The 23,653-nt window shown below is 72.2% G+C and carries 22 protein-coding genes and 1 pseudogene; 8 read left to right on the top strand and 15 right to left on the bottom strand.

Annotated elements, in window-relative coordinates:
- Positions 1 to 28 precede the first annotated feature (28 nt).
- Positions 29 to 643, bottom strand: a complete 615-nt coding sequence (locus ACTMTU_RS26650) for a TetR/AcrR family transcriptional regulator (protein WP_441265980.1) — start codon at positions 641 to 643, stop codon at positions 29 to 31.
- Between the two features lie 83 nt (positions 644 to 726).
- Between ACTMTU_RS26650 and ACTMTU_RS26645 the strand changes: the two genes are divergently transcribed.
- Both ACTMTU_RS26645 and ACTMTU_RS26640 read left to right on the top strand, forming a co-directional pair.
- On the top strand, positions 727 to 1,977 hold the full coding sequence (locus ACTMTU_RS26645; protein WP_441265979.1) for an FAD-dependent monooxygenase: 1,251 nt from the start codon (positions 727 to 729) through the stop codon (positions 1,975 to 1,977).
- A gap of 28 nt (positions 1,978 to 2,005) precedes the next feature.
- Entirely contained in the window at positions 2,006 to 2,911 is a 906-nt protein-coding gene (locus ACTMTU_RS26640; RefSeq protein WP_441265978.1) for a Gfo/Idh/MocA family protein, read from the top strand.
- On the opposite strand, the gene lnt is transcribed toward ACTMTU_RS26640, so the two are convergent.
- The 6 genes and pseudogenes from lnt to ACTMTU_RS26610 all read right to left on the bottom strand — a co-directional run.
- Positions 2,835 to 4,469 (bottom strand): apolipoprotein N-acyltransferase, encoded by a 1,635-nt coding sequence (lnt, locus tag ACTMTU_RS26635; RefSeq protein WP_441265977.1) that lies wholly within the window; start codon positions 4,467 to 4,469, stop codon positions 2,835 to 2,837. The two genes, ACTMTU_RS26640 and lnt, sit on opposite strands and share 77 nt — an antisense overlap.
- Before the next feature lie 218 nt (positions 4,470 to 4,687).
- The gene (locus ACTMTU_RS26630; RefSeq protein ID WP_441265976.1) at positions 4,688 to 5,146 is read right to left on the bottom strand and encodes a nuclear transport factor 2 family protein; all 459 of its coding nucleotides are present in this window, start codon (positions 5,144 to 5,146) and stop codon (positions 4,688 to 4,690) included.
- 304 nt (positions 5,147 to 5,450) lie between these two features.
- Complete coding sequence (locus ACTMTU_RS26625) at positions 5,451 to 6,614, bottom strand: methyltransferase (RefSeq protein ID WP_441265975.1); 1,164 nt, start codon at positions 6,612 to 6,614, stop codon at positions 5,451 to 5,453.
- Between the two features lie 100 nt (positions 6,615 to 6,714).
- Positions 6,715 to 6,894: a hypothetical protein gene (locus ACTMTU_RS26620; RefSeq protein ID WP_005320253.1), complete on the bottom strand. Its 180-nt coding sequence runs from the start codon at positions 6,892 to 6,894 to the stop codon at positions 6,715 to 6,717.
- 54 nt (positions 6,895 to 6,948) lie between these two features.
- The gene (locus ACTMTU_RS26615) at positions 6,949 to 7,824 is read right to left on the bottom strand and encodes an undecaprenyl-diphosphate phosphatase (RefSeq protein ID WP_441265974.1); all 876 of its coding nucleotides are present in this window, start codon (positions 7,822 to 7,824) and stop codon (positions 6,949 to 6,951) included.
- Positions 7,825 to 8,224: 400 nt separating this feature from the next.
- Positions 8,225 to 8,920 (bottom strand): annotated as a pseudogene (locus ACTMTU_RS26610) (TVP38/TMEM64 family protein); the annotation flags it as partial.
- 49 nt (positions 8,921 to 8,969) lie between these two features.
- Here ACTMTU_RS26610 and ACTMTU_RS26605 point away from each other — a divergent pair.
- The 3 genes from ACTMTU_RS26605 to ACTMTU_RS26595 all read left to right on the top strand — a co-directional run bounded on the left by ACTMTU_RS26605 (position 8,970) and on the right by ACTMTU_RS26595 (position 12,020).
- The gene (locus tag ACTMTU_RS26605) at positions 8,970 to 9,668 is read left to right on the top strand and encodes a DNA alkylation repair protein (protein ID WP_441265973.1); all 699 of its coding nucleotides are present in this window, start codon (positions 8,970 to 8,972) and stop codon (positions 9,666 to 9,668) included.
- A gap of 303 nt (positions 9,669 to 9,971) precedes the next feature.
- A complete protein-coding gene (gene tuf, locus ACTMTU_RS26600; RefSeq protein ID WP_441265972.1) occupies positions 9,972 to 11,141 on the top strand; it encodes an elongation factor Tu in 1,170 nt (389 codons plus the stop codon).
- 33 nt (positions 11,142 to 11,174) lie between these two features.
- Positions 11,175 to 12,020, top strand: a complete 846-nt coding sequence (locus ACTMTU_RS26595; RefSeq protein ID WP_441265971.1) for a spermidine synthase — start codon at positions 11,175 to 11,177, stop codon at positions 12,018 to 12,020.
- A 248-nt stretch (positions 12,021 to 12,268) separates the two neighbouring features.
- On the opposite strand, the gene ACTMTU_RS26590 is transcribed toward ACTMTU_RS26595, so the two are convergent.
- Together ACTMTU_RS26590 and ACTMTU_RS26585 are read right to left on the bottom strand one after the other, a co-directional pair.
- A complete protein-coding gene (locus ACTMTU_RS26590) occupies positions 12,269 to 13,570 on the bottom strand; it encodes an MFS transporter (protein WP_441265970.1) in 1,302 nt (433 codons plus the stop codon).
- A gap of 77 nt (positions 13,571 to 13,647) precedes the next feature.
- Positions 13,648 to 14,679, bottom strand: coding sequence for a hypothetical protein (locus ACTMTU_RS26585; RefSeq protein WP_441265969.1), 1,032 nt, complete (start codon positions 14,677 to 14,679; stop codon positions 13,648 to 13,650).
- A gap of 93 nt (positions 14,680 to 14,772) precedes the next feature.
- Between ACTMTU_RS26585 and ACTMTU_RS26580 the strand changes: the two genes are divergently transcribed.
- Complete coding sequence (locus ACTMTU_RS26580) at positions 14,773 to 15,225, top strand: DUF4442 domain-containing protein (RefSeq protein WP_189470077.1); 453 nt, start codon at positions 14,773 to 14,775, stop codon at positions 15,223 to 15,225.
- A gap of 147 nt (positions 15,226 to 15,372) precedes the next feature.
- Here the strand turns inward: ACTMTU_RS26580 and ACTMTU_RS26575 are convergent, their stop codons facing one another.
- The gene (locus ACTMTU_RS26575) at positions 15,373 to 15,903 is read right to left on the bottom strand and encodes a gamma carbonic anhydrase family protein (RefSeq protein WP_441265968.1); all 531 of its coding nucleotides are present in this window, start codon (positions 15,901 to 15,903) and stop codon (positions 15,373 to 15,375) included.
- 191 nt (positions 15,904 to 16,094) lie between these two features.
- Here ACTMTU_RS26575 and ACTMTU_RS26570 point away from each other — a divergent pair, with 191 nt between their 5' ends.
- Both ACTMTU_RS26570 and ACTMTU_RS26565 read left to right on the top strand, forming a co-directional pair.
- Complete coding sequence (locus ACTMTU_RS26570; protein WP_441265967.1) at positions 16,095 to 17,321, top strand: cytochrome P450; 1,227 nt, start codon at positions 16,095 to 16,097, stop codon at positions 17,319 to 17,321.
- Positions 17,322 to 17,478: 157 nt separating this feature from the next.
- A complete protein-coding gene (locus tag ACTMTU_RS26565; RefSeq protein WP_441265966.1) occupies positions 17,479 to 18,465 on the top strand; it encodes an SMP-30/gluconolactonase/LRE family protein in 987 nt (328 codons plus the stop codon).
- Between the two features lie 46 nt (positions 18,466 to 18,511).
- Here the strand turns inward: ACTMTU_RS26565 and ACTMTU_RS26560 are convergent, their stop codons facing one another.
- From ACTMTU_RS26560 to ACTMTU_RS26540, 5 genes are all read right to left on the bottom strand, one after another.
- A complete protein-coding gene (locus tag ACTMTU_RS26560) occupies positions 18,512 to 19,807 on the bottom strand; it encodes a cytochrome P450 (RefSeq protein WP_441265965.1) in 1,296 nt (431 codons plus the stop codon).
- Positions 19,804 to 20,421 (bottom strand): GTP-binding protein, encoded by a 618-nt coding sequence (locus ACTMTU_RS26555; protein ID WP_441265964.1) that lies wholly within the window; start codon positions 20,419 to 20,421, stop codon positions 19,804 to 19,806. The genes ACTMTU_RS26560 and ACTMTU_RS26555 overlap by 4 nt, the downstream gene beginning before the upstream one ends.
- Positions 20,402 to 20,761 (bottom strand): DUF742 domain-containing protein, encoded by a 360-nt coding sequence (locus ACTMTU_RS26550; RefSeq protein ID WP_441265963.1) that lies wholly within the window; start codon positions 20,759 to 20,761, stop codon positions 20,402 to 20,404. The genes ACTMTU_RS26555 and ACTMTU_RS26550 overlap by 20 nt, the downstream gene beginning before the upstream one ends.
- Positions 20,758 to 21,177, bottom strand: coding sequence for a roadblock/LC7 domain-containing protein (locus tag ACTMTU_RS26545; RefSeq protein ID WP_441265962.1), 420 nt, complete (start codon positions 21,175 to 21,177; stop codon positions 20,758 to 20,760). The genes ACTMTU_RS26550 and ACTMTU_RS26545 overlap by 4 nt, the downstream gene beginning before the upstream one ends.
- A gap of 110 nt (positions 21,178 to 21,287) precedes the next feature.
- Complete coding sequence (locus ACTMTU_RS26540; protein ID WP_441265961.1) at positions 21,288 to 23,369, bottom strand: ATP-binding protein; 2,082 nt, start codon at positions 23,367 to 23,369, stop codon at positions 21,288 to 21,290.
- Between the last annotated feature and the right edge of the window lie 284 nt (positions 23,370 to 23,653).

Genomic DNA, 23,653 nt, shown 5'->3' with positions numbered 1-23,653 from the left:
GCGTCACCTCCCGCCGCGCGGCCAGGAGTTATTCGCTCGGTCCGGCTTGCGTGCCGAGCAGGCCGCGCAACAACTCCTGGAAACCCTTGCGCAGTTCTTCCAGGCTCGGGACCGCCGCGTGGTACGAGCCGACGGCGCAGGCGAACATCAGCCCCTCGCACCATGCGACGAGGGACAGGGCGTGGCGTTCCGGCTCGGGTGAACCCGCTTCGGCCATCAGCGCGTTGAGCGGGGCGCGGAAGCGGCTGCCCGTCCGGTCGTAGAACTCGCGCAGTTCCGGGCGCCGGGTGGCCTCCAGGGCCAGTTCGTAGCGGGCGACGAGCAGTTCGGGGTGGCCGGTGAGATAGCGGTGCAGGGCGAGCGCCATGGCGTCCAGCAGGTCGGCCCTGCCGCCGAGCGCGGACGGCATCTCCTCCACGGTGAGGACGGCCGCCTCGCGGTCCGCCAGCCGGCGTACCGCCGCCTCGAGCAGCGCCTGGCGGGTGCGGGCGTGGTTGGAGGTCGAGCCCTGCGGCAGCCCCGCCGCCTCGTCCACGGCGCGGTGGGTGAGCCCGCGCATCCCGCGCTCGGCGAGGAGTGCGAGAGCGGTGTCGGCGATGAGTTCTGCCCGTGGGGCGCCGGGCGGGGCGGTGCTTGCGGCCATGCGGTCAATCTACCGCCGGAACTACAGATGTAGTAGCGTGGGCCGTGGCACTACAGGTGTAGTAACCGAGTGGAGGAGCAGCCATGCCCGTACCGCGTAAAGCCGCTCACGCAGTCGTCGTCGGCAGTGGGCTCGGCGGCCTCACCGCGGCCGTCGCCCTGCGGCAGCACGGCTGGCAAGTCACCGTCCTGGAAAGGGCCGCGTCCCTCGAGCCCGTCGGCGCGGGCATCGGACTCGCCCCCAACTCCCAGCGCGCACTGGACGTCATCGGACTCGGCGACGAGATCCGCGGCCTGGCCGCCTGGCAGGGCCCCGGCGGCATGCGGACCCCCGCCGGCCGCTGGCTGTCCCGCACCGACAGCTCCGCCGCCGCGGAACGGTTCGGCGGACCCCTCGTGCTCGTCCATCGCGCCACCCTGATCGACCGGATCGCCCGCAGGCTGCCCGAGGGCACCGTCCGCACCGGCTGCCCCGGCGAACTGGCCGACGCGGGGACCGCCGGCGGCCGCCCGGCCCTGGTGACCACACCCGAAGGCGACATCGAGGCGGACCTCGTCATCGGCGCCGACGGCATCCACTCCGCCGTGCGCGGCGCCCTCTTCCCCGACCACCCGGGGCCCGCGTACTCAGGGATGACGACCTGGCGCGTGGTCGTACCCGCGCCGGAGCAGCCCTTCGCGCCGCACGAGACCTGGGGCCCCGGCTCCCTGTGGGGCACCCAGCCCCTCAAGGACGGCCGGATCTACGCCTACGCGGCCGCCGTCGCCCCGCAGGGAGGCAAGGCGCCCGACGGCGAGAAGGCCGAGTTGCTGCGCCGGTTCGGCGACTGGCACGACCCCGTCCCGGGCGTCATCGCCGCCGCCGCACCCGAGGGCGTGCTCCGCAACGACGTCCACCACATGATCCGGCCGCTGCCCGCCTTCCACCGCGGCCGCACCGTGCTCCTCGGCGACGCCGCGCACGCCATGGCCCCGACGCTCGGCCAGGGCGGCAACCAGGCCATCGAGGACGCGATCGTCCTCGCCCACCACACGGCCACCGGCCTCGACCTCGGCGCCGGACTCGCCGCCTACAGCGCCGAGCGGCAGCCCCGCACCACGGCGATCGTCCGGAAGTCGGCCCAGGTCGCCCGGCTGATGTCGCTGCGCGGCGCACCAGCCGTCGCCGTCCGCGACGCCCTCATGTCCACCGTCTCCCGTCTCGGCCCCGGCCTGGTGCTGCGGACCTTCGACGGCATCGCCGACTGGCAGCCCCCACGGCGCACGTATGCTGCCGGAGCACAGGACGCGCACGGAGAGCCAGGCGCGCACGAAGAACAACCGGCACGGCGGTGAGCCGGCCGGGCATGTGAGGGGGAACCCCGTGAAGGTCGGCTGCATCGGGCTCGGCGACATCGCGCGGAAGGCGTACCTGCCGGTGCTCACCACCCTGCCCGGGGTGGAACTGCACCTGCAGACCCGCACGCCGGCCACCCTTGCCCGGACGGCGGAGACCCACCACATCCCCGCCGAGCGGTGCCACACCGACCTGGACTCCCTCCTCGCACAGGGACTGGACGCGGCCTTCGTCCACGCGTCGACCTCCGCCCACGCCGAGATCGTCACCCGGCTCCTCGAAGCGGGTGTGGCGACCTACGTCGACAAGCCGCTCGCCTACGAACTGGCCGACTCCGAGCGGCTGGTGGCGCTGGCGGAGGAACGCGGCACCAGCCTCGCCGTCGGCTTCAACCGCAGGTTCGCCCCCGGCTACGCGCAGTGCCTCGAGCACCCGCGCGAACTGATCCTGATGCAGAAGAACCGCGTCGGCCTCCCGGAGGACCCGCGCACCCTCGTCCTCGACGACTTCATCCACGTCGTCGACACCCTGCGCTTCCTCCTCCCGGGAACCGTCGAGCACACCGACGTACGCGCACGGATCGTCGACGGCCTGATGCACCACGTCGTCCTCCAGCTGTCGGGGGACGGATTCACCGCCATCGGCATCATGAACCGGATGAGTGGCTCCACGGAGGAGATCCTCGAGGTCTCGGGCCAGGACTCCAAGCGCGAGGTCCGTAACCTCGCCGAGATCGTCGACCACAAGGGCCAGCCCAGCGTCCGGCGGCGGGGCGACTGGGTGCCGGTGGCCCGCCAGCGCGGCATCGAGCAGGTCGTGCACTCCTTCCTCGACTCCGTACGCACGGGGAAGGTCCTCAGCGCACAGGACGCGCTGAGGACTCACGAGCTGTGCGAGCGAGTGGTCCGCCTGGCCCTCGAGCAGGCCGCCTGAGGGCACGCACACCGCCGACGGCGGCCAGCACGGCCAGCAGCACCACCGACGCGTACACCGGCCAGTCGCCGAACCGGACGTAGAGCGTGCTCCCGGACACCAAGGGCACCTCGTAGACCGCCGCCGTGGCGCTCTCCGTCGAGAGCGGCGCGCCCACCCGGTCGCCGCCCGCCGCGTACACCGCGCTCACGCCGGTGAGCGTGGCGTGCACCATCGGCCGCCCACTCTCCGCCGCGCGCAGCGCCGCCAGCGACGCGTGCTGCTCGGGGGCCCAGCTCTCCTGGAACGACGAGGTCGCCGACTGGGCCACCAGCACCTGTGCGCCGTCCCGTGTGAGCCGCCTGCTCATGTCCGGGAACGCCGACTCGAAGCAGACCAGCGGCCCGAGCCGCGGACCGGGCGCCCGCGTGCCGTCGTCCGGCAGCGTCATCACCACCGGGGCACGCCCCCGCAGCCGGTCCTCGCCCGCCGCCCGGCCCACCGACGTGGCCCAGCCGAGCACCGACCGGGCCGGAATGTACTCACCGAACGGAACGAGCCGCATCTTGTCGTACCGGTCCCCGGTCGGGCCGTCGGGGCCGACGAGCACCGAACTCTTGTAGATCCCCGGCGCACCCGAGGCGTCCTCGCTCCGCGCGTCCACATTGACCAGCACCGGTACGCCGACCTCGCCCGACAGGGCGGCCAGGCGCTCGGCCAGATCGGGCCGCGCCCGCAGGTCCGCGCCGACGCTGCTCTCGCCCCAGACCACCAGATCGGGATCGCGGCCCTTCAACTCGCGAGTCAGCTCCTCGCCGCGGTCGAAACGCCGCTCCGCGCTGAGCATGCCGCCGACCACGCCCGGCTGGACCACCGCGATCCTCACCCGGCCGGATTCACGCGGCTGCGGCGCCCACGCCCACACCAGGGTCACGCCGGTCGCGCAGAGGACGACCGCCGCCACAGCGGCCCTACGGGCGCTCCTGACCGCCACGAGCAGCACGACCACCGTGTTGACGGCCACGACCAGCAGGCTCACCAGCCAGACACCGCCGACCGAGGCGAGCCGCAGGGCCGGCGACACCTCCCACTGACTCGCGCCCAGCAGGCCCCACGGGCCGCCGAGCCCCTCCCAGGAGCGAACCAGTTCGATCATGAGCCAGCCCGCGGGGACGGCGCCGACGGCCACCGCCGCACGGGCCGTCGAAGGCGTCCCGCCGAGCATGACCCGCACGAGCACCCCCCACGGCGCACACAACAGCCCCAGCAGCGCCGCCAGCACCAGCAGGAAGACATGGAGGCTCGGCAGCAGCCAGTGGTGCATGGCCATCATGAAACCGGCACCGCCGAGCCAGCCCTCGAACGCCGCACGGCGGGCGGTGGGCGCGGTGCGCAGCAGCAGCATCCACGGGACCAGCGCGAGAAAGGCGAACCACCAGAGCGACGGTTCCGGAAAGGCGAGCGCGGGCAGTGCACCGGTCACGAACGCGACGGCGCCCCGCGATCCCCGCGAACGGAGAAACTGCTCGTGCCACCCGTCGTGCCGCGTCCTGTCCCGCCTGCCGACCGGAATCCGCATGCAGCGCCTCCTCGTCCGGCCTCGAGGGGCCACGAGCCGTTCACCACCAGTGTGCGCGAAGATCGGCGTCGGCGAACAGTGCGCCTCAACCGCCCCATGCGCCACCGACGACGCGCCGTGGCTCGTCTCTCTGCCGACAGCGCGACTCCGTCGTGTCAGGCGTCGCCGGGTCCCGCCCTCCGGTGCCCGGTGTCGCCGGGCGCCGCTGCCGTGCCGCGTCAGGCCTCGCCGGGCTTCCCGCCGCCGCGTCGCCACCTCTCCTCGATCACCACGGACCGCAGCCGCCAGCCGGCCTCCTCGCGGATCAGAACGAATCCGTAGCGACCGCCCGACACGAACTCGTCACCCGATTCGGTCCGCATCGGATTGAGGTAGTCGGCGCGCACCTCGGCCCGGTCACCCGGATACCCGTCCAGGTCCTGGAAAGTCACCCGCCGGTTCACGATGAGGTGCTGGCGGACGGGAAAGAGCCGCATCGCACGCGCCAGCCACTCGGCGACCTCGGCCGCCGCCCCCTCGATACCGCCGGAGCCGCGGTAGTCGGCCCGGCCGTCGCCGGTGAACAGCGCACGGTAGGCGTCCCAGTCGCCCTCGTCGACGGCCACCGCGTAGTCGGTGACGACATCGTCGACGGCAAGCCTGTCCATCACGGTCGCGAGATCCACGCGCTGTGTCATCGGGTCAGTGTCGGCCAAGCGGCCTGCCAGGCCAAGAGCCGTGCGCACCCGTCACCCGCACGGCGTCGGCAACCGGCCACACTCCACTCCCGCAGCACGCTGCGACTCGACCGCCGTCTTCGGCAGGTCGTGCATGCAAGCGGTCGGCGAGGAGGCCACGGCGGAGGGACGCCCGGAGTCACCGGGCTCGCGCCGCCGATCCGGCTCGGTGGGGCGTGTGGGCACGCTCGGCGGTGTGCGCGAGATCTCCCGTGTCCCGTACAGCCGTTGGCAGGAGGCCGAGGCCGGAGCGGCCCGCCGAGGATCAGCTCCGTACGGCCTTGAGCACGACGAACTTGGGGTCGCCGGCGACCACTTCGCAGTTGCCGAACAGCCGCCGCAGCCGCACGTGGTAACCGAGATGCCGGTTGCCGACGACCCAGAGCTCACCGCCGGGACGCAGCGCGCGGCGCGCGTCGGCGAACATCCGCCGGGCCGCCGTGTCGGTCGTCGCGCGGTGCGAGTGGAACGGCGGGTTGTTCAGCACGAGGTCCACCGATGCGTCCGGGAGGGCGGACAGCCCGTCGCCGACGAGGAACTCCGCTGTGCCGGACGGCACATTGTCGTGGAAGGTGGCCTCCGCCGAGGCCACGGCGGAGTACGACTCGTCGACGAACGTCACCTCGGCGCCGGGCTCGGCCAGCGCGGCCGCCGTGCCGACCACGCCGTTGCCGCAGCCCAGGTCCACGATCCGCGCCGGGCCGCGGCCCCGCGGCAGGTGGCGCAGGAAGAAGCGGGTGCCGATGTCGAGGCGTTCCGCGCAGAAGATGCCCGCGTGGTTGGTGACGGTGCGGCCCGCGAGGACGCCCGTGTCGGACGGCAGGGCGTACCGCAGCGGCCACGGGCTCGGGAGCCGGGGGAGGGCCGGGTCGGGGGTGCAGAAGATCAGCCGGGCCTTCTTCGCGGCGAGTGACGTCCTTGTCGGCCCGAGGATGCGCTCGAACAGCTTCAGCGTGGACGTGTGGATCTCCGTGACCATGCCCGTGCCGACGACGACGGTGTCCGCGTCCACGGACGGCGCCAGCCGGTGCAGCTGGTCCTCGAGCAGCGCGAGGCTCTTCGGCACGCGGATCAGGAGCACGTCGATGTGCTCCGGCGGTTCGTCCCGCGCGGTGAGCAGCCTCACCGCGCCCGGCTCGACGCCGGCTCGGCGCAGATTGCCGCGGGTCGCCTCCTGGCCGAGGAACGAATCGGTGATCTGGACGGTCTCGCCCGTCCCGTGGGCGGCGAGGGAGGTGACCAGGGCGCCCCACCGGTCGCCGACGACGGCCACCGTGCCGGACAGGTCCGTCGGTGGCGCGTCGTCGATGCCGTGCAGATGGCGCAGCAGGTACTCGTCGGCGGCGTCCCAGGCGCGGAGCGTGTCGCGCGGGTCCTCGGGGAAGCGGGCGAGCTCGTACGCGCCCCATGGGGTGGTCAGACGGTTCATCGTGCACTCAGGCTAGCCGAGCGGGGGAGGGCGGCTGCCCGGTCACGCGCGGCGTGGGCGGGCCGCGGCCTCACGGGGCGCGGCTGCCGCCCGCTGTGCGCTACGCGGCGCGCTGTACGTCCTCGCGTGCCGCAGCGGCCCACTCCACCACCAGTGCCTCGTACTCCGGACGCCGGTCCTCGGGGAGTGCGCCGTCGGCCCACAGCTCTCGGATCCGTGCGTTCAGCTCGGATGCGGACAACAAGGTTTCGGATTCGGACTCGCGGGGAAAGGCGGACATGTTTGCCAGGTTACGGCCTTCGCCCGGCGTCCGTCTTCCCCGCGAACTGCTCGCTCAGCCCGCCGACTCACCCGCGTGCGGGCTCAGCACATCCGTCCCCACCAGGATGTACAGCAGGATTCCGAGCAGAATCCGGTAGATCACGAACGGCATGAAGCTCTTGGTAGTGATGAATTTCATGAACCAGGCGATCACCGCGTAGCCCACACCGAAGGCGATGATCGTCGCGAAGATCGTCGGCCCCCAGGACACATGGCCGCCCTCGCCCGCGTCCTTCAACTCGAACAGTCCCGAGGCGAGTACGGCGGGGATCGCCAGCAGGAACGAGTAACGGGCCGCCGCCTCACGGGTGTAGCCCATCAGCAGACCGCCGCTGATCGTGGCGCCGGAGCGGGAGACGCCCGGGATCAGCGCCATCGCCTGGCAGACGCCGTAGATCAGACCGTCGCGGACGCTCAGGTCCTTCAGCGTCTTGCGCTCCTTGACCACCCGGTGCCGGCCGCCGGCCTCGTCGCGGGCGGCGAGCCGGTCCGCGAAGCCGAGGACGATGCCCATCACGATCAGGGTCGTGGCGATGAGCCGCAGATCGCGGAACGGCCCCTCGATCTGGTCCTTCAGCGTGACGCCGAGCACACCGATCGGGATGGAGCCGACGATCACGAGCCAGCCCATCTGCGCGTCGTGGTCGCTGCGCATCGCCTTGTCGGTGAGCGAGCGGAACCACGCGGACACGATCCTCGCGATGTCCTTGCGGAAGTAGATGAGGACGGCCGTCTCCGTGCCGATCTGGGTGATCGCGGTGAACGCGGCCCCCGGGTCGTGCCAGCCCGCGAACGCGGCGGTGAGCCGGAGATGCGCGCTGGAGGAGATGGGAAGAAACTCCGTCAGCCCCTGGACGAGCCCGAGGATGAATGATTCGAACCAAGACATGAAAGCTACGCCACCCAAGAGCTGATCACGGTCTGTCAGGCGCGCGCGAAGGCACATGACCCGTGAGATACGACTCACGTACGTCATCGGGCCGGCGCCGGGTGGCAGCGTAGCGCCCCAAAATGAAGCGCTTGCCGCAGCCCCCGCCGCGGAGTCGGCAGACGTACCCGCCCGCGCCCGTCACGCGCGGGTCCGAACACGCCGACGGTCGGCCGGCCGGCGGCGTCCCGGCGCGCGTGCGTCAGCGGCCGGGGACTCCTACGCCGCTGATGCGTTCGGTGCCTTGGGCGACGCGGCTGTCGGTGCCGGGACCTTCGGCACCGTGGGCTTCGGCAGTGTCGACTACTCGGGATTCGGCCGTGCGGCCTTCGGTGCCGTCGGTGCCCCGGCTTTCGGTGCCGCGCAGGCGGTGGCGCTTGGTCCAGGCGACCGCTGCCGCGGCCAGGCCCGTCACCACGATGAAGCCCATCGCGATCAGGAAGGCCGGCGACGTGGGCGAACCCGCCCGGCTGCCGGCGACGACGTACGCCGCCGTGTTGGGGATCGAGCCCAGACCGGTCGCGAGGAGAAAGGGCACATAGCCCATGCGGGACACGGCCGCGCAGTAGTTGGCGGCGGCGAACGGCACACCCGGGAACAGCCGGATCGCCAGCATCGAACGGAAACCGTGCCGGCTGAGCTGACCGTCGGCGGCCTTCAGCCAGCGGCCACGCAGCAGCGGCCGGAGCGCTTCCTGACCGAGCAACCGGCCCAGCGTGAAGGCGATTCCGGCCCCCAGCACCGTGCCGGCGAGCGCCGCCGCGAGCCCGGCCTGCGAGCCGAACAGCGCCCCCGCCGCCAGATTGAGGATGGGCCGCGGCACGAACGCCGCCGTGCACACCCCGTACCCGACGCCGAACAGCACCACGGCCGCCGGCCCGCCCAACTGCGGCGGCCAGCCCGCCGAGAGCAGCCGCTGCGGCTCGTAGAGCAGGACCGTCACCGCCGCGGAGGCCAGCACCACCGCGAGAAGGGACAGCCGCGACCAGGGCGAGAACAGGGCCCTGGAGCAGCGGAAGGCGAGACCGGATGCCGGCCTGGGGACGGGGTCGAGCATCCGGGGAGACTAACCGACAGCCGCCCGTGATCGCCTTATTGTGTGCCGTATGACGCACGTCGTACCGCGAAGCGATCTCGCCGACACCGTCATGGCCCGGCTCGTCGTCGTGTACCCGGCCGCGGGGGACGCCGACCGCGCCGTCAAGGCCGCCGCGTACATGAAGGGCGTCGCCCCGTTCCTCGGGATCCCCACGCCCGAACGGAGAAAGCTGTCCCGCACGGTCCTCGCCGGCACGCCCCGGCCCGACGAGGCCGACTGCACGGCCGTGGCGCTGCGCTGCTGGGAACTGCCCGAGCGGGAGTACCACTACTTCGCCGCCGACTATCTCCGCCGTCACGCCGGCCGCTGCTCCTCCGGCTTCCTGCCCGTGGCACGCCGGCTCGTCACCACCGTGCCCTGGTGGGACACCGTCGACACGCTCGCCGCCCATGTCGTCGGGCCCCTGGTGGCAGCCGATCCGGTGCTCGGTGAAGTGATGGACGAATGGATCGAAGACGAGGACATGTGGGTGGTGCGCACGGCACTCCTGCACCAACTGCGCTTCCGGGCCGCGACGGACAGCGCCAGGCTGTTCGACCACAGCCTCCGCCGGGCCGGTCACCCGGACTTCTTCGTCCGCAAGGCGATCGGCTGGGCGCTGCGCGAGTACGCCAGGACCGACCCCGACGCCGTACGGCAGTTCGTCGACGGCGCCCGCGACCGCCTGTCGCCGCTGTCCGTCCGCGAGGCGCTCAAGCACCTCTGACGGGCGCCGCTGCCGGCTGATCGCACTGCTTGTGGCGGGCGCCCGTGCCGGGAAAACCGTTCGACGGCCGCACCCGCACCGGGCGATCATTCACCCATGTTCCGGTACGCCTTCCTCGCAGCGCGGTCCGCATTCGCGGACGCGCCGAAGGCTGCCGTTCTCCCCGCAGCCGATGCTGCCGCAGCGCCCCTCGGCGGCGCCCGAAGCTGACCCTTCCCGGATCGTCCGGCGGACCCCGCAGGGGGAGGGTCGGCCAGGCCCAGGGGTCCCACACTTCGAGTTCCGGGAAGGAACCATCGCGCCATGCCCAAGACGGCATACGTGCGGACCAAGCCGCACCTCAACATCGGCACCATGGGCCACGTCGACCACGGCAAGACCACCCTGACCGCCGCCATCACGAAAGTGCTCAGCGAGCGGGGGAGCGGCACGTTCGTGCCCTTCGACAGGATCGACCGGGCGCCCGAGGAGGCCGCGCGGGGCATCACCATCAACATCGCGCACGTCGAGTACGAGACCGACACCCGCCACTACGCCCACGTGGACATGCCGGGCCATGCCGACTACGTCAAGAACATGGTCACCGGCGCCGCCCAGCTGGACGGGGCGATCCTCGTCGTCTCGGCGCTCGACGGCGTCATGCCGCAGACCGCGGAGCACGTCCTGCTCGCCCGCCAGGTGGGCGTCGACCACATCGTCGTCGCCATCAACAAGGCCGACGCGGGCGACGACGAGCTGACCGACCTCGTCGAGCTGGAGGTCCGGGAACTGCTGACCGCACACGGGTACGGCGGCGACGCGGCGCCGGTCGTGCGCGTCTCCGGGCTGCGGGCGCTCGAGGGCGACCCGCGCTGGACGGCCGCCGTGGAGGCACTGCTCGACGCCGTCGACACCTACGTGCCGATGCCCGTCAGGTACACCGACGCGCCGTTCCTGCTGCCCGTGGAGAACGTGCTCACCATCACGGGGCGCGGGACCGTCGTCACCGGGGCCGTCGAGCGGGGCACCGTACGGGTCGGCGACCGCGTGCAGGTGCTCGGCGCGGACACCGAGAGCGTGGTGACAGGACTGGAGACCTTCGGCAAGCCGATGGAGTCGGCGGAGGCGGGGGACAACGTGGCACTGCTGCTGCGCGGCCTCCACCGCGACCGGGTCCGGCGCGGTCACGTCGTCGCCGCGCCCGGAAGCGTCGTACCGAGCCGGCGTTTCACCGCGCAGGTGTACGTGCTGTCGGCCCGTGAGGGCGGACGGACCACACCCGTCTCCACCGGCTACCGGCCGCAGTTCTACATCCGCACCGCGGACGTCGTCGGCGACATCGACCTCGGCGCGGCGGGCGTGGCCCGGCCCGGCGAGACGGTCGCGCTGACCGTCGAGCTCGGCCGGGACGTCCCGCTCGAGCCGGGGCTCGGCTTCGCCATCCGCGAGGGCGGCCGCACGGTCGGCGCGGGCACGGTGACGACCGTGCTTTGAAACCGGGGGCGGCAGGACGGGGACAATGGTCCGGTGAACGAGCCGATCCCCGTCCTGCGCGCCGTCGACGGCGGCACCGCCAAGCTGATGCCCGACGTGGACCATGAGCGGGCCTGGCTGCTGACCGTCGACGGCGCCCCGCAGTCGTACGTCGACCTGGACGATCCCACGCACCTCGAGTTCGAGTACCTGCGCCGGCTCGGCCACGTCGTCGACTGCGTGGCCGACGAGGGCACACCGCTCTCCGTACTGCACCTCGGCGGCGGCGCCCTCACCCTGCCGCGCTACATCGCCGCGACACGGCCCGGCTCCCGTCAGGACGTGGTCGAGTACGACGCCGGGCTCGTCGCCCTGGTCGCCGAGCATCTGCCGCTGCCCGAGGGGTCCGGCGTCACCGTCCACCGGGACGACGCGCGGAAGTGGGTCGAGGGGGCGGCGGCGGACTCCATGGACATGGTGGTGGCGGACGTCTTCGGCGGCTCCCGGGTCCCGGCGCACCTGACCACGGTCGAGTACGCGAGGGCCGCGGAACGGGTGCTCCGGCCGGGCGGTGTCTACGCCGCCAACCTCGCCGACGGCGCGCCGTTCACCTTCCTCCGCTCCCAACTGGCCACCTTCGCGGAGGTGTTCACCGAGCTCGCCCTGATCGCGGAACCGTCCGTACTGCGGGGGCGCCGCTTCGGCAACGCGGTGCTCCTCGCCTCACAGTCGCCGATCGACACGGCGCCGCTGTCACGGCGGACGGCATCCGACGCGTTCCCGGCGCGGGTCGAGCAGGGGGCGGCGCTCGCGCGGCTGCGGGGCGACGCGGGGCCGGTGGACGACACGACGGCGGTACGGTCGCCGGAGCCGCCGGACGGAGCGTTCACGGTGGGGTGACGTGCCGCTGCGCGGGGCCTGTGCCCCTACCCGCCCCTTCCCGAAACCGGGCTCCGCCCGGACCCGCCACCGCACTCCGCGCGGTGCCCCCGCACCCCCGCGCCTCAATCGCCGGCGGGGCTGACAAAGTCAGCCCGTCCGGCGTTCGAGGACACCGCGCGGAGTGCGGGCGGGTCCGGGGCTTGCCCCGGTTACGGGAAAGGGGCGGGGTGGGGAACGGCCCGCCGCAGGCGTCACGCGCCCGCCCCCTACGCCTGCGGCGCCGCTTCCTTCGACAGCGTCGGCGCCGACGGCCCACCCGCCGCGACCGTCGCCCCCCGCCGCCTCAGGTTCCGCACGTCCGGCACGAACAGCACCGCCGCCGTCACGACCACCACCAGCGCCGCGCAGCCCAGCAGGGACGCCCGCCGCCCGAAGAGGGATTCCGCCGGGCCGGCGAGCGCCGTGGCGAGCGGCAGCATCGCGACCGAGCCGAACCAGTCGTAGGCGGAGACCCGGGAGAGCATGTCCTCGGGGATCTCCTGGTGCAGCGCGGTCATCCAGGCGACACCGAACACCTCGATCGCCACGCCGCTGACGAACATCACCACCGCGAGGCCCTCCACCTGGAGCGGCACAGCGAGGGCCGCGGACGGCGCCGCGAGCGGGAAGACGCACAGTGTCCCGGCGAGCAGCAGCCGTCGCGGTTTCCACCGCATCATCAGCAGTGCCCCGCCGAGCGTGCCCACTCCGAACGCCGCGAGTGCCACGCCCCAGGGCGCCGCGCCGCCGAGTTCGTCCCTGGCGACCAGCGGCCCGTAGACGGACTCGGCCGCGCCCACGACGGCGACGACCACCGAGAACTGGGCCACGATCGCCCACAGCCACGGTCTGGCGACGAACTCCTTCCAACCGTCGCGCAGGTCGGCGAGCAGCCCGCCGCCCGCTTCCCGGGGCCTGATGTGGCTCACGTCCAGGAACGCCCGCAGCGCGCCCGCGACCGCGAAGGCCGCGGCGTCCACGGCGAGGACCCAGCCCGGTCCGATCGCGGCGATCATCGCCCCGCCGAGCGCGGCCCCGCCGATGGCCGCGCCGTGCATGGCCATCCGGAACAGTGCGAAGGCCCGGCTCGCCTGCTCGCCGCTGACGCTGGACATCAGCATGCCTTCTGCGGCGGGGTTGAAGAACGCCTGGCCGGTGCCGCACAGCGCGGTCAGCAGCATCATCTGCCACAGCTGCGGTTCGCCGGACAGTACGACGAAGGCGAACAGCGCCTGCGAGACGCAGTTGAGGGCGTTGGCCGCGACCATCACCCGGTGTCGCGGAAGCCGGTCGGCGATCGCGCCGCCGATGAGCAGGAACAGCACCAGCGGGAGGGTGCGGGCAGCGGCCACCAGACCGACGTCCCCGCCGTCGCCGCCCGCCTGAAGCACCGCGAACGCCGCCGCGATCAGCGCACCATGGCTTCCCAGGTTGGTGATGATCGCGGCGGCGGTCAGCAGTGTGTAGTTGCGGCCCGCCCACTCGGGGCGGCGCGATGTGCGGCGTGGCGCGGCAGCGGGAGATGTCACCGGAGGACTATCCCTGGTGCCGCCCGGACTTGCCAAACGACTTGTTGGGCCGCTGCCCGTGGAAGCCGGTCAGCGGTTCAGCCCGAGCTGCCGGCCAGCCGTACGGTGCTGAGGATCTGCTGGATCGTGGCGTCGGGCACCTCGTCCGGCACTCCGGTGTTGGAGTACAGCACCCAGCTCGTGAAGTCGCCCTTGGTGTTCTTGAAGCTGAACGCGATCGACTTACCGTCGGTCTCGCACTTGTTGTCCTTCTTCACGCCGTTGGCCGTGGCGGTGGAGAGGCTGCCCTTGAGGCCCGACTTCGTCGTGTAGTCCACGGCCTTGGTCACCTTGACGGTTCCCTTGGGATCGGTCTGGGCGTAGGCGGCCCAGGCCCAGTTGCCGGCCTCGTTGTAGGCGGCCTCCGCGGTGCTCTTGGCGCCCTTGCCGCCCTTGGTGCCGGTGCTGGCGAGCCCGTAGTCCTCTTCGCTGCCGTCCTTGTCGGAGTCGAAGAGGCACCACTTGCTCTTGAAGTGGGCGGGCGCGGACATCATGACGACGGGCGAGCCGTCGCCCTTCTTCTCGTCCTCGAATCCGGTGGCCATGCCGGAGCTCGCCACCTCCCACTCCGCCGGCACGTCGAACTGGGTGCCGTGCTTGGGGTTGGTGACGACCTTCCAGCCCGCGATGGTGGGCTTGGCCTCGCCGCCGCGCGGGTTGCCCGTCGGCGCCGGGGCCGGCTCCTCGGAGCCCTTCGGCTTGTCAGAGGCGTTCGGGTCGGCCGGCTTCGAGGCGGCGACGTCGCCGCTCTTGCCCGACGACTTCTCGTCGTCCGGCAGTACGACGATGCCGGTCACGACCGCGGTCGCGACGACCGCGGTGGCCGCCACGATCGCGATGATCGTCGTCTTCTTCTTGTCGTCACCCGCCGGCTGCGGTGCTCCCGGCGTCTGGCCGGGCACGGCGTACTGCGGCACGGTCGGCTGCTGGTACGGATTGGGCTGCTGGTACCCCGGTTGCTGGTATCCCGGCTGCTGATACGGATTCGGCTGCTGGTACCCCGGCTGCTGGTACGGGTTCTGGTCCTGCGGGTTCTGCTCGCCCCCGGGCGGCTGCTGTCCTGGCCACATGGCCAGTAACCATAGAGGTGCGGCCGTGGCTCTTCCACGTCCGGGGCCCGCCGGGGATGGCCAAGAATGCCTACTCGTGGGTAACATCCCGGCATGAGCGCAGACCAGATGTCCATCGGCGAACTGCTCGCCGCCACCGTCCCCATGGTCAAGACCCTCAATCTCGAGTACCTGGAGACGACCGCGGAGCGAGCCGTGCTCCGGCTGCCGGACCAGCCCGAGTACCACAACCATGTCGGCGGGCCGCACGCCGGCGCGATGTTCACCCTCGCCGAGTCGGCGAGCGGCGCCGTCGTCCTGGCCGCGTTCGGTGACCAGCTGAGCCGCTCGGTGCCGCTTCCGGTGAAGGCGGAGACCAGCTACAAGAAGCTCGCCAAGGGTGTCCTCACGGCGACCGCGACGCTCGGCCGCCCCGTCGCCGACGTCGTCAAGGAACTGGACGCGGGGGAGCGCCCCGAGTTCCCCGTCACGGTCGCCATCCAGCGCGCCGACGGTGCCGTGACCGGCGAGATGCACATCGTCTGGACCCTGCGCCCCAACAGCTGAGCGCGGTCCCGCACCGCACCGGGCCGCCCCGGCACCCCTGAGGTGACCGGGCGGCCTTTCGCGCGCCGTGACGCACCCGGCCCGACGTGTGCCCCGCGCCGCCTCGGCCTGTGCGGGCCCCGCTCCCGCGCGGCGGGCTCTCGGACCTCAGTCCTTGTGCGCGTCCCGGTGCTGGGCGGCCAGGTCCAGATAGACCGCCGCGTTGAGCTTGATGCCCTCCTGCTCCTCCTCCGTCAGTTCCCGCCGCACCTTCGCGGGCACCCCCGCCACCAGGGAGCCGGGCGGCACCCGCATGCCCTGCGGTACGAGGGCCTGTGCCGCGATCAGCGAACCTGCGCCGATGTGCGCCCCGTTGAGGACCGTGGCTCCCATGCCGACGAGGACGTCGTCCTCCACCGTGCAGCCGTGCAGGATCGCGTTGTGGCCGACCGAGACACGTTCGCCCACGGTGACGGGGAAGCCGGGGTCGCTGTGGACGGTGCAGTTGTCCTGGATGTTGCTCCCCGCGCCGATCACGATCGGCCCGCAGTCGCCGCGCAGCACCGTCTGGTACCAGACGCTCGCCCCCGCGGCGACGGTCACGTCACCCATCACGACCGACGTCGGCGCTGTGAACGCCTCCGGGGCGACGTCGGGCTCCTTGCCGCCCACACCCGCAACCAATGCCCGCTCCGTCATGCCTGCTCCCTCGTGCCTCACCGGTCGTCCCGCGCCTACCTGCACCGTAAGCCCCTCGATCCCGCGACGTGCGGCAGGGGGCGCGGGTTCGCGCGCGGAGGCGCACCCGTGCGCGCCGCCTTGCCGTCTGTCGTCCTCGGCGGCGGCTCAATAGCCTTTCGCGCATTGCCCGTTGCTGACGAGGGAGCCCCATGGCCACCGCACAGCACATCCCGGACATCCTGTCGCCCGAGTTCGCCGCCGACCCCTACCCCGCCTATCGGGCGATGCGCGAGTACGCCCCGCTGATCTGGCACGAACCCACCGGCAGTTATCTGGTCTCCCGCTACGAGGACGTGGAGCGCGCCTTCAAGGACAAGGAGTCGGTGTTCACCACCGAGAACTACGACTGGCAGCTCGAGCCCGTCCACGGAAAGACGATCGTGCAGCTCAGCGGACGGGAGCACGCCGTGCGCAGGGCGCTCGTCGCTCCCGCCTTCCGGGGCAGCGACCTCAGGGACAGGTTCCTGCCGGTCATCGAGAGCAACGCCCGCGAGCTGATCGACGCCTTCCGGCACAAGGGCGAGGTCGATCTCGTCGACTCCTTCGCCACCCGGTTCCCCGTCAATGTCATCGCCGACATGCTGGGTCTGGACAAGGCGGACCACGACCGCTTCCACGGCTGGTACACGTCCGTCGTCGCCTACTTCGGCAATCTCGCCAGGGACCCCGACATCGCCGCGGCCGGTGAGCGGACCCGCGTCGAGTTCGCCGAGTACATGATCCCGATCATCCAGGAGCGCCGCGAGAACCTGGGCGAGGACCTGCTCTCCACGCTCTGCGCGGCGGAGGTGGACGGCGTGCGCATGAGCGATGAGGACATCAAGGCGTTCTGCAGCCTGCTGCTCGCGGCAGGCGGTGAGACCACCGACAAGGCCATCGCCGGCATGTTCGCCAATCTGCTGGTCCACCCGGACCAGTTGGCCGCGGTACGCGAGGACCGGAGCCTGATCGACCGCGCCCTCGCCGAGACGCTGCGCTTCACACCCCCCGTCCATATGATCATGCGGCAGACCGCCGCGGAGGTCACCGTCAGCGGCGGCACCATCCCCGCGGGTGCCACGGTGACCTGTCTGATCGGCGCGGCCAACCGCGACGGCGAGCGGTACCGCGACCCCGACCGCTTCGACATCTTCCGCGACGACCTCACCGCGACGACCGCGTTCTCCGCGGCCGCCGACCATCTGGCCTTCGCGCTCGGCCGGCACTTCTGTGTGGGCGCGCTGCTCGCCAGGGCCGAGGTCAGGGCCGGAGTCGGCCAACTGCTGGACGCCATGTCGGACCTGCGCCTCGCCGACGGCTTCGTCCCCCGTGAGCAGGGCGTGTTCACCCGCGGGCCGAGGTCCCTGCCCGTGCGCTTCACCCCGGTGGCCGGCTGAACCGCCGGCCCACCGAAGGGCACCGTACGGCCGGCTCCTTGCGGACGAGGTGTGATCCACAACTCTCCGTTCGGATTCACCTTGCGGTGTCCATATTTCATCATGCAATCTCCCTTCTAGACTGAATGAGATTCAGCATCTGAAGGGGAGTGTGCGCATGGCCAGTGAGCGCCCCGCGCTGTACGAGATGTTCGACGACCGGTTCCGGACCGGGCGTTGCATGAACGGCGATGACGGCCCGGAGGTCCTGTACAGCGGCTGCCGCTGGGCCGAGGGGCCGATCTACCTGCCCGCCTGGCGGCAGGTGGTCTGGAGCGACATCCCCAACGACCGGATGCTGCGCTGGGACGAGGAGACGGGCGCCGTCAGCGTCTTCCGCCGCACCGCAGGGCACACCAACGGCAACACCCTCGACCGGCAGGGCCGGCTGGTCACCTGTGAGCAGGGCAACCGCCGGGTGACGCGGACCGAGCACGACGGCACCGTCACGGTGCTGGCCGACCGCTGGCAGGGGAAGCGCCTGAACAGCCCGAACGACGCGGCGGTGAAGTCCGACGGGTCGATCTGGTTCTCCGACCCGGACTTCGGTATCACCAGCGACTACGAGGGCCATCGCGCCGAGAGCGAGATCGGCTCCAACAACGTCTACCGCGTCGATCCCGATTCCGGTGAAGTGCGGCTGGCCGCCGACTGCTTCGGCGCCCCGAACGGTCTCGTCTTCTCGGCCGACGAGCGGCAGCTCTTCGTCTCCGACACCCGGGCAGGATGCATCCGGGTCTTCGACGTACGCGAGGACGGCACCCTGTCGGACGGCGAGATCTTCGCCGAGGCGGGGGCCCGGCGGAACGCCCGCTTCGACAACCTCCGCTTCGACGACGCCGGCCGGCTCTGGGCCGCGGCGATGGACGACGGAGTGCACTGCTACGACCCCGACGGCACGCTGATCGGGCGGCTCGACGTCCCCGAGGCGGTCGCCAACATCGCCTGGGGCGGAGCCAAGCGCAACCGTCTCTTCATCGCCGCGGAGACCAGCCTCTACTCGGTGGTCATGGGCGTCACGGGTACGCACCCGACCGGACCGGGTCGCCGGCCGTGGCTGGATCTCCAGCCCCGCGCCGCCGCCGCTCCTCCAGGGGCGCGGTGAGCCGAACGGGAAGCGGGCCGCCGCAGGTCGGCGGGGGACCGCTCCTCTACCGCTGATTCCCGCTCCCGTACTCCCCGAGGGCCACGACCGGTGTGAAGCTCACCGGCAACGAGGCCAGTCCCCGCATCCAGACCGACGGCCGCCAGGCCAGTTCGTCCGGCCCCACGGCGAGGACCACGTCCGGCAGCCGCTCCAGCAGCGTCTCCACCGCGGTACGGGCGATCACATCGGCGAGCATCGGTGCCGGATAAGGGCACCGGTGCTCGCCGTGGCCGAAGGACAGGTGCGCCGAGTTCTCGGCGCCGATGTGCTCCTCCGGCCAGATCCGCGGATCGGTGTTGGCGGCCGCGAGCCCCAGCACCAGGCAGTCGCCGGCCCGGATCCGGCGGCCGCCGAGCGTGGTGTCGCGCACCGCCCAGCGGCCGATGACGTTCTGCGTCGGGGTGTCCAGCCACAGCACCTCGTTGAGCGCCTGGCCCACACTGAGCCGGCCACCCGACACGTTCAGCGCGAAGCGGTCGTCGGTCAGCAGCAGCCGCAGCGTGTTGCAGATCCAGCCGGCCGTCGGCTGCTGGGCCGCGGCGAGGACCACGACCAGGTCCTGTACGGCCTCCTCGTCCGTCAGGGCGGCCGGGTGCGCCAGCATCCGGGAGGCGACGTCGGGCCCGGGCGCGCGGCGCTTGTCCTCCACCAGCCGCTGGATGCGTTCCTGGACGCGGGCGTACGCGGCGACCGGATCGTCGTTCTCCGCCGCGTCCAACGAGATCCGCAGGTCCTGTACCAGGCCTTCGGTGTCCGCCCCGTGGGCCGGCATCCCGCACATCCGCACGGCGGCGCGCATCGGAAGGGCATGCGCGTAGGCCGTCGTCAGGTCCGCCTGCCCGCTGCCGGCGAACGCGTTGATGAGCAGTTCGGCGATCTCGCGGCACCACTGGGCGAGTTCGAACTGGTCGACGGCCTCCAGCGCTTCCGTGACGACCCCGGCGCGCCGCTGGTGCTCCGTTCCCTCGGTGAAGAGCACGGACGGCTGATGCCCGACGAACGGCAGCAGCGGCCAGTCGGCCGGAACGGCCCCCCACTGGTTCCAGCGCCGTGAGTCGCGGGCGAAGAGCTCGTCGTGGGAGGTGACGTACGTGACCTCGCTGTAGCCGAGGACCAGCCACACCGGAACGTCCCCCTCCAGCAGGACCGGCGCGACGGAGCCGTAACGGCCGCGCAGGGACCGGTACAGCTCCGCCGGGTCCTGCTGGAACGCGTGGCCGCGGAGCCGGACCGCCTCCTCGTGGGCGGGGCAGCCGGGCGGGTGCGGCGCGCGTGCCGTGGTGCCGATGGGGTCGTTCATGGTGTCGTCTCCCGGGCCGTGGCCAGTTCATGGAGGTGGTCGGCGAGGCTGAGCAGGACGTGCTTGCCGGAGGAGCGGATCCGCGCGTCGCACTCGACCAGCGGGACGTGCGGGTCGAGCGCCAGGGCCTGGCGGATCTCGGTCAGGGAGTAGACGGACGGGTCGTCGTCGAACCGGTTGACCGCCACGACGAACGGAGTGCCGCGGTGCTCGAGCCGGTCGATGGCGTACCAGGAGTCGCTCATGCGCCGGGTGTCGACGAGGACGACCGCGCCGAGCGTGCCGGCGAACAGCCGGTCCCACAGGAACCAGAAGCGTTCCTGCCCAGGTGCGCCGAACAGGTAGAGGACCATGCGGTCGTTGAGGCTGATCCGGCCGAAGTCGAAGGCCACGGTGGTGGTCGTCTTCTTCGTCGCCACTCCCGCGGTCTCGTCGATGCCGACGCCGGCCTGTGTCATCACCTCCTCCGTGTTCAGCGGGCGGATCTCGCTCACGGACCGGACGAGCGTCGTCTTGCCGACACCGAAGCCGCCCAGGATCACGATCTTGAGGCCGCTCTCCGAATCCCTGCCCAACGGCGTCAGGCCGGGGAGCTCAGAGGTTGCGGAGTCCATCGAGCACCTCCTTCAAGAGGTCGGAGTCGGGCAGCGAGCCGCGGAAGCGGTCGACCGGCGGATGGCGGGCGGTGACGCGGCCCGTGACCAGCAGGTCGCCCAGGAGGATCCGGACGACCGTCACGGGCAGCCGCAGCGCGGCCGAGACCTCCACGACCGCCGTGGGGGCGCGGCACAGTTCGAGGATCCGTACGTGCTCCGACTGCATGCCGGGGCACGGTTCGCATTCGCCGACGATCAACGTGACCAGGTCGAACGAGTCGTCGTCGGCACGGCTGCGTCCGCCGGTGACGGTGTAGAGCCGGTCCGGTTCACCGATGTCGACGGGACGCCGAATCATGAGCGGGGACTGTCCTGGGCCGGCAGCCGCGGCGCCGCCCGCAGACGGTCGCCGATCTGTTCGACCAGCTCGGTCATCCGGTGGCCGACCATGCCCGGGTCGGCGCCGTCCGCCGCGACGACTGCGAGGTGCGCGCCGGCGCCCGCCTCGACGATGAACAGCAGGCCGCCGTGGAACTCGGTCATCGAGTGCCGGACACCGCCGGTGCCGCTGCCGAACTCGATCGACGCGCCCTGGGCGAGGGCCTGGATGCCGGAGCAGATCGCGGCCAGCTGATCGGCCTGGTCACGGGTGAGATGCCTGGTCCAGCAGAGCTTCAGCCCGTCGCGCGAAAGTACGAGGGCGTGCCGGGTGCCGGGTGTGCGCTCCAGCAGGCCTTCCAGGAGCCAGGTGAGACTGGTGTCGGTGGTCTGCATGATCGGGGTGGGCCGGGCGTCCGGTGAGGACCGGGTGTCGGCCTGTGCCTCCTGTCGGTTCCGGTGTTCCGGTGTACGGGACGGGTACGGACGGCGCCGCTGCGGCGGCGCTACGGGCCGGACGTCTCTTCGGGGGGACCGCCGTGCGGGTCCGTGTGCGTGGGCGGCCCGGGCGGGAACGACAGGCCCGTTTCCGCGGCGGGGGACCCGGAGTTCCCGGGACGGCGGGAGCGGTGGAACGCGTCGAACTGGGTGCCCGCGTCACGGCCGGTCCCGGCGTAGCCCTCCGAAAGGCCCGTGCCGGGGTCGCGGCCGCGGTCCGCCGCCGCCATCGTGCGGCCCGCCGGCCGCACCGGCAGCCCGCCGGGCGTCGCCACCCGCCGCACACCCTGCGGCGGGACGGGCACGCTGCCGCCGCCCGCGCCCGCAGCCGACGTGATCCCGGCCGTGCCTTCCCACGGGGTCGCTCCGGCCGTGCCGGTCCCGGCTGTTGTGGTTACTGCGGTGCCGTCCCAGGAGCTTGTTGCGGTGGTGTCGGGCTCGGTTGCTGTGGTCGCTGCCGTGCTGTCCCACGAAGTCGTTCCGACCGTGTCCGGCCCGGGTGTTGTGGTTGTTGCCGTGCTGTCCCAGGTGGTCGCTCCGGTGGTCTCGGGCTCGGTCGCGGGGGTCGATGCCGTGGCCTGCCACGTATCGACCGTGCCCGGCCCGGACGTGGTGGCTGCTGCGGTGCTGTCCCAGGAGGTCGTTCCGACGGTGCCCTCCCCGCCTGCGGGGGTCGCCGCCGCGCTGTCCCACGAAGTCGTTCCCGTCGTGCCTGCCCCGGATGTCGTGGGGGCGTCGGGCAGGGGGACCGTGATGCCGTGGGCCGGGGTCACGTGCCCGGTCGCCGCCTGCTCCGGCAGGCCGCTGCGCGGCTGCGCGAGCAGCTGCGGCGGCAGCAGCACCACCACACCCGTACCGCCGCGCGACGACGGCCGGAAGCTGACGCTCATGCGGTACTTCACGGCCAGCCTGCCGACCACTGCCAGCCCGAGCCGGGTGCCCTGAAGTGTGGCGAGGTCGGTGATCCTGCCGGACACCGCTTCCTCGGCCCGCCGCATCGCCGCGTCCGACATCCTCAGGCCGCTGTCCTCGATGGTGACGACCAGGCCCGCCGTCCGCTCCTCGACATAGACGTGGACCTCGTCGACCGGCGGGGAGAAGTTCGCCGCGTTGTCCATCAGTTCGGCGAGCAGGTGCATCACGCCCTCGGCGGCGAAACCGGCGACGGCGGCCGTGCTGGAGGAGTGCAGCCGCACCCGCTGGTACGCGGCGATGCGCCCGACCGCGCCGCGCAGGACGGATTCCATGGGGATCGGCTTGTTCCAGGCGCGGCTGGCCCGGCCGCCCATGAGGAGCGCCAGCCGGTCGGTCATCAGGCCGAGCTGGGAGGCGTTGTGGTCGAGCTTCAGCAGGTCGCCGAAGACCTCCTCGCCGTGCCGGTCCTGCATCTCACGGAGATCCGCGAGCATGGTCACGGCCTTCGCCTGCACCCGGCTGAGGGCCTTCGCGCTCGCGCCCTGGGCGGCCGCGGCGCGTCGCTCGCTGAGCGCCAGCTCCCGCACGGTCGTCTCGAGCAGCACCCGCAGCCGGGAGTCCACGGGCCGGTCCAGGCCCGCCATCACCGTGTCTGCCGACGCGCCGGTGCGCAGATGCGCCACCGCGGCCGGCAGGGCGACCGTCGTCATCCGGTCGACGCCGTCCGCGGCAAGTGCCAACTGCCGCACTGCCGCAGCGCAGTTCGCCGCGGAGGCCCGTGCGCGGTGTTCCGCCGCGCCTACCTCGCCGGCGAAGGCCTCGAGCAGGCGCCGTAGTTGCGCGTCCTTCGGACGCGGTGTGCCGTTCAGGGTGTCCTCGACGGTGGCGCCGTCGCGCAGCCGCTTCACGACGGAGGGGACGGTGACGTTGAGCAGGTGCGCCGATTCGGCGGCGAGCTGCGCCGACCGGGCCTGGAGCGTGCGCAGTTCGCCGCTCGCGGCGTCGTTCGCGCCCCGGTGCCGGCGCAGCGTCGCCGACGCGGTGCCGGCGGCGACGCCCAGCCAGGCGACGCAGACCGTCGCGGCCACCCATGCGCGGGCGGAGGCGGGAGCGGCCACGACGACCGCTCCACCGGCCAGGGCGGCCGCCAGCAGCGCGGTCAGCGGAAGAGGCACGGGGGAACGCCGTGACGTACGTGTCCGGTGTGGTGTGGGAGCCACTGACATTCCGCGATCCCTCGCTGCTCGAGTGCGGGAAGAGCTGTGGGAAACAGGCGGCCGGCCGGCGCATCGGCCCGAATCGCCTGCCACGGGCGACGTGTTGACGCCGATCACTGACGGTGATCCTCCGGGAGCGTGCGGTGCTCATGCTAGCCACGGGGGAGGTCGCGGACTCGGGAGTGCGCGCACTGTCCACAGAACGGTGGAGTTGCGCGCGAAGTGGCCTGCGAGAGCCGCTT

The sequence above is a fragment of the Streptomyces sp. OZ13 genome (assembly GCF_052068155.1).
Classification (GTDB): Bacteria; Actinomycetota; Actinomycetes; order Streptomycetales; family Streptomycetaceae; genus Streptomyces.
This window is presented reverse-complemented; position numbering and strand designations above follow the sequence as displayed.

Bases quoted from the DNA above. Each gene is read 5' to 3' on its own strand.
- ACTMTU_RS26650 (WP_441265980.1), bottom strand. From the start codon at position 643: ATGGCCGCAAGCACCGCCCCGCCCGGCGCCCCACGGGCAGAACTCATC.
- ACTMTU_RS26645 (WP_441265979.1), top strand. From the start codon at position 727: ATGCCCGTACCGCGTAAAGCCGCTCACGCAGTCGTCGTCGGCAGTGGG.
- lnt (WP_441265977.1), bottom strand. From the start codon at position 4,469: ATGCGGATTCCGGTCGGCAGGCGGGACAGGACGCGGCACGACGGGTGG.
- ACTMTU_RS26630 (WP_441265976.1), bottom strand. From the start codon at position 5,146: ATGACACAGCGCGTGGATCTCGCGACCGTGATGGACAGGCTTGCCGTC.
- ACTMTU_RS26625 (WP_441265975.1), bottom strand. From the start codon at position 6,614: ATGAACCGTCTGACCACCCCATGGGGCGCGTACGAGCTCGCCCGCTTC.
- ACTMTU_RS26620 (WP_005320253.1), bottom strand. From the start codon at position 6,894: ATGTCCGCCTTTCCCCGCGAGTCCGAATCCGAAACCTTGTTGTCCGCA.
- ACTMTU_RS26615 (WP_441265974.1), bottom strand. From the start codon at position 7,824: ATGTCTTGGTTCGAATCATTCATCCTCGGGCTCGTCCAGGGGCTGACG.
- ACTMTU_RS26605 (WP_441265973.1), top strand. From the start codon at position 8,970: ATGACGCACGTCGTACCGCGAAGCGATCTCGCCGACACCGTCATGGCC.
- tuf (WP_441265972.1), top strand. From the start codon at position 9,972: ATGCCCAAGACGGCATACGTGCGGACCAAGCCGCACCTCAACATCGGC.
- ACTMTU_RS26585 (WP_441265969.1), bottom strand. From the start codon at position 14,679: ATGTGGCCAGGACAGCAGCCGCCCGGGGGCGAGCAGAACCCGCAGGAC.
- ACTMTU_RS26580 (WP_189470077.1), top strand. From the start codon at position 14,773: ATGAGCGCAGACCAGATGTCCATCGGCGAACTGCTCGCCGCCACCGTC.
- ACTMTU_RS26575 (WP_441265968.1), bottom strand. From the start codon at position 15,903: ATGACGGAGCGGGCATTGGTTGCGGGTGTGGGCGGCAAGGAGCCCGAC.
- ACTMTU_RS26570 (WP_441265967.1), top strand. From the start codon at position 16,095: ATGGCCACCGCACAGCACATCCCGGACATCCTGTCGCCCGAGTTCGCC.
- ACTMTU_RS26565 (WP_441265966.1), top strand. From the start codon at position 17,479: ATGGCCAGTGAGCGCCCCGCGCTGTACGAGATGTTCGACGACCGGTTC.
- ACTMTU_RS26560 (WP_441265965.1), bottom strand. From the start codon at position 19,807: ATGAACGACCCCATCGGCACCACGGCACGCGCGCCGCACCCGCCCGGC.
- ACTMTU_RS26555 (WP_441265964.1), bottom strand. From the start codon at position 20,421: ATGGACTCCGCAACCTCTGAGCTCCCCGGCCTGACGCCGTTGGGCAGG.
- ACTMTU_RS26550 (WP_441265963.1), bottom strand. From the start codon at position 20,761: ATGATTCGGCGTCCCGTCGACATCGGTGAACCGGACCGGCTCTACACC.
- ACTMTU_RS26545 (WP_441265962.1), bottom strand. From the start codon at position 21,177: ATGCAGACCACCGACACCAGTCTCACCTGGCTCCTGGAAGGCCTGCTG.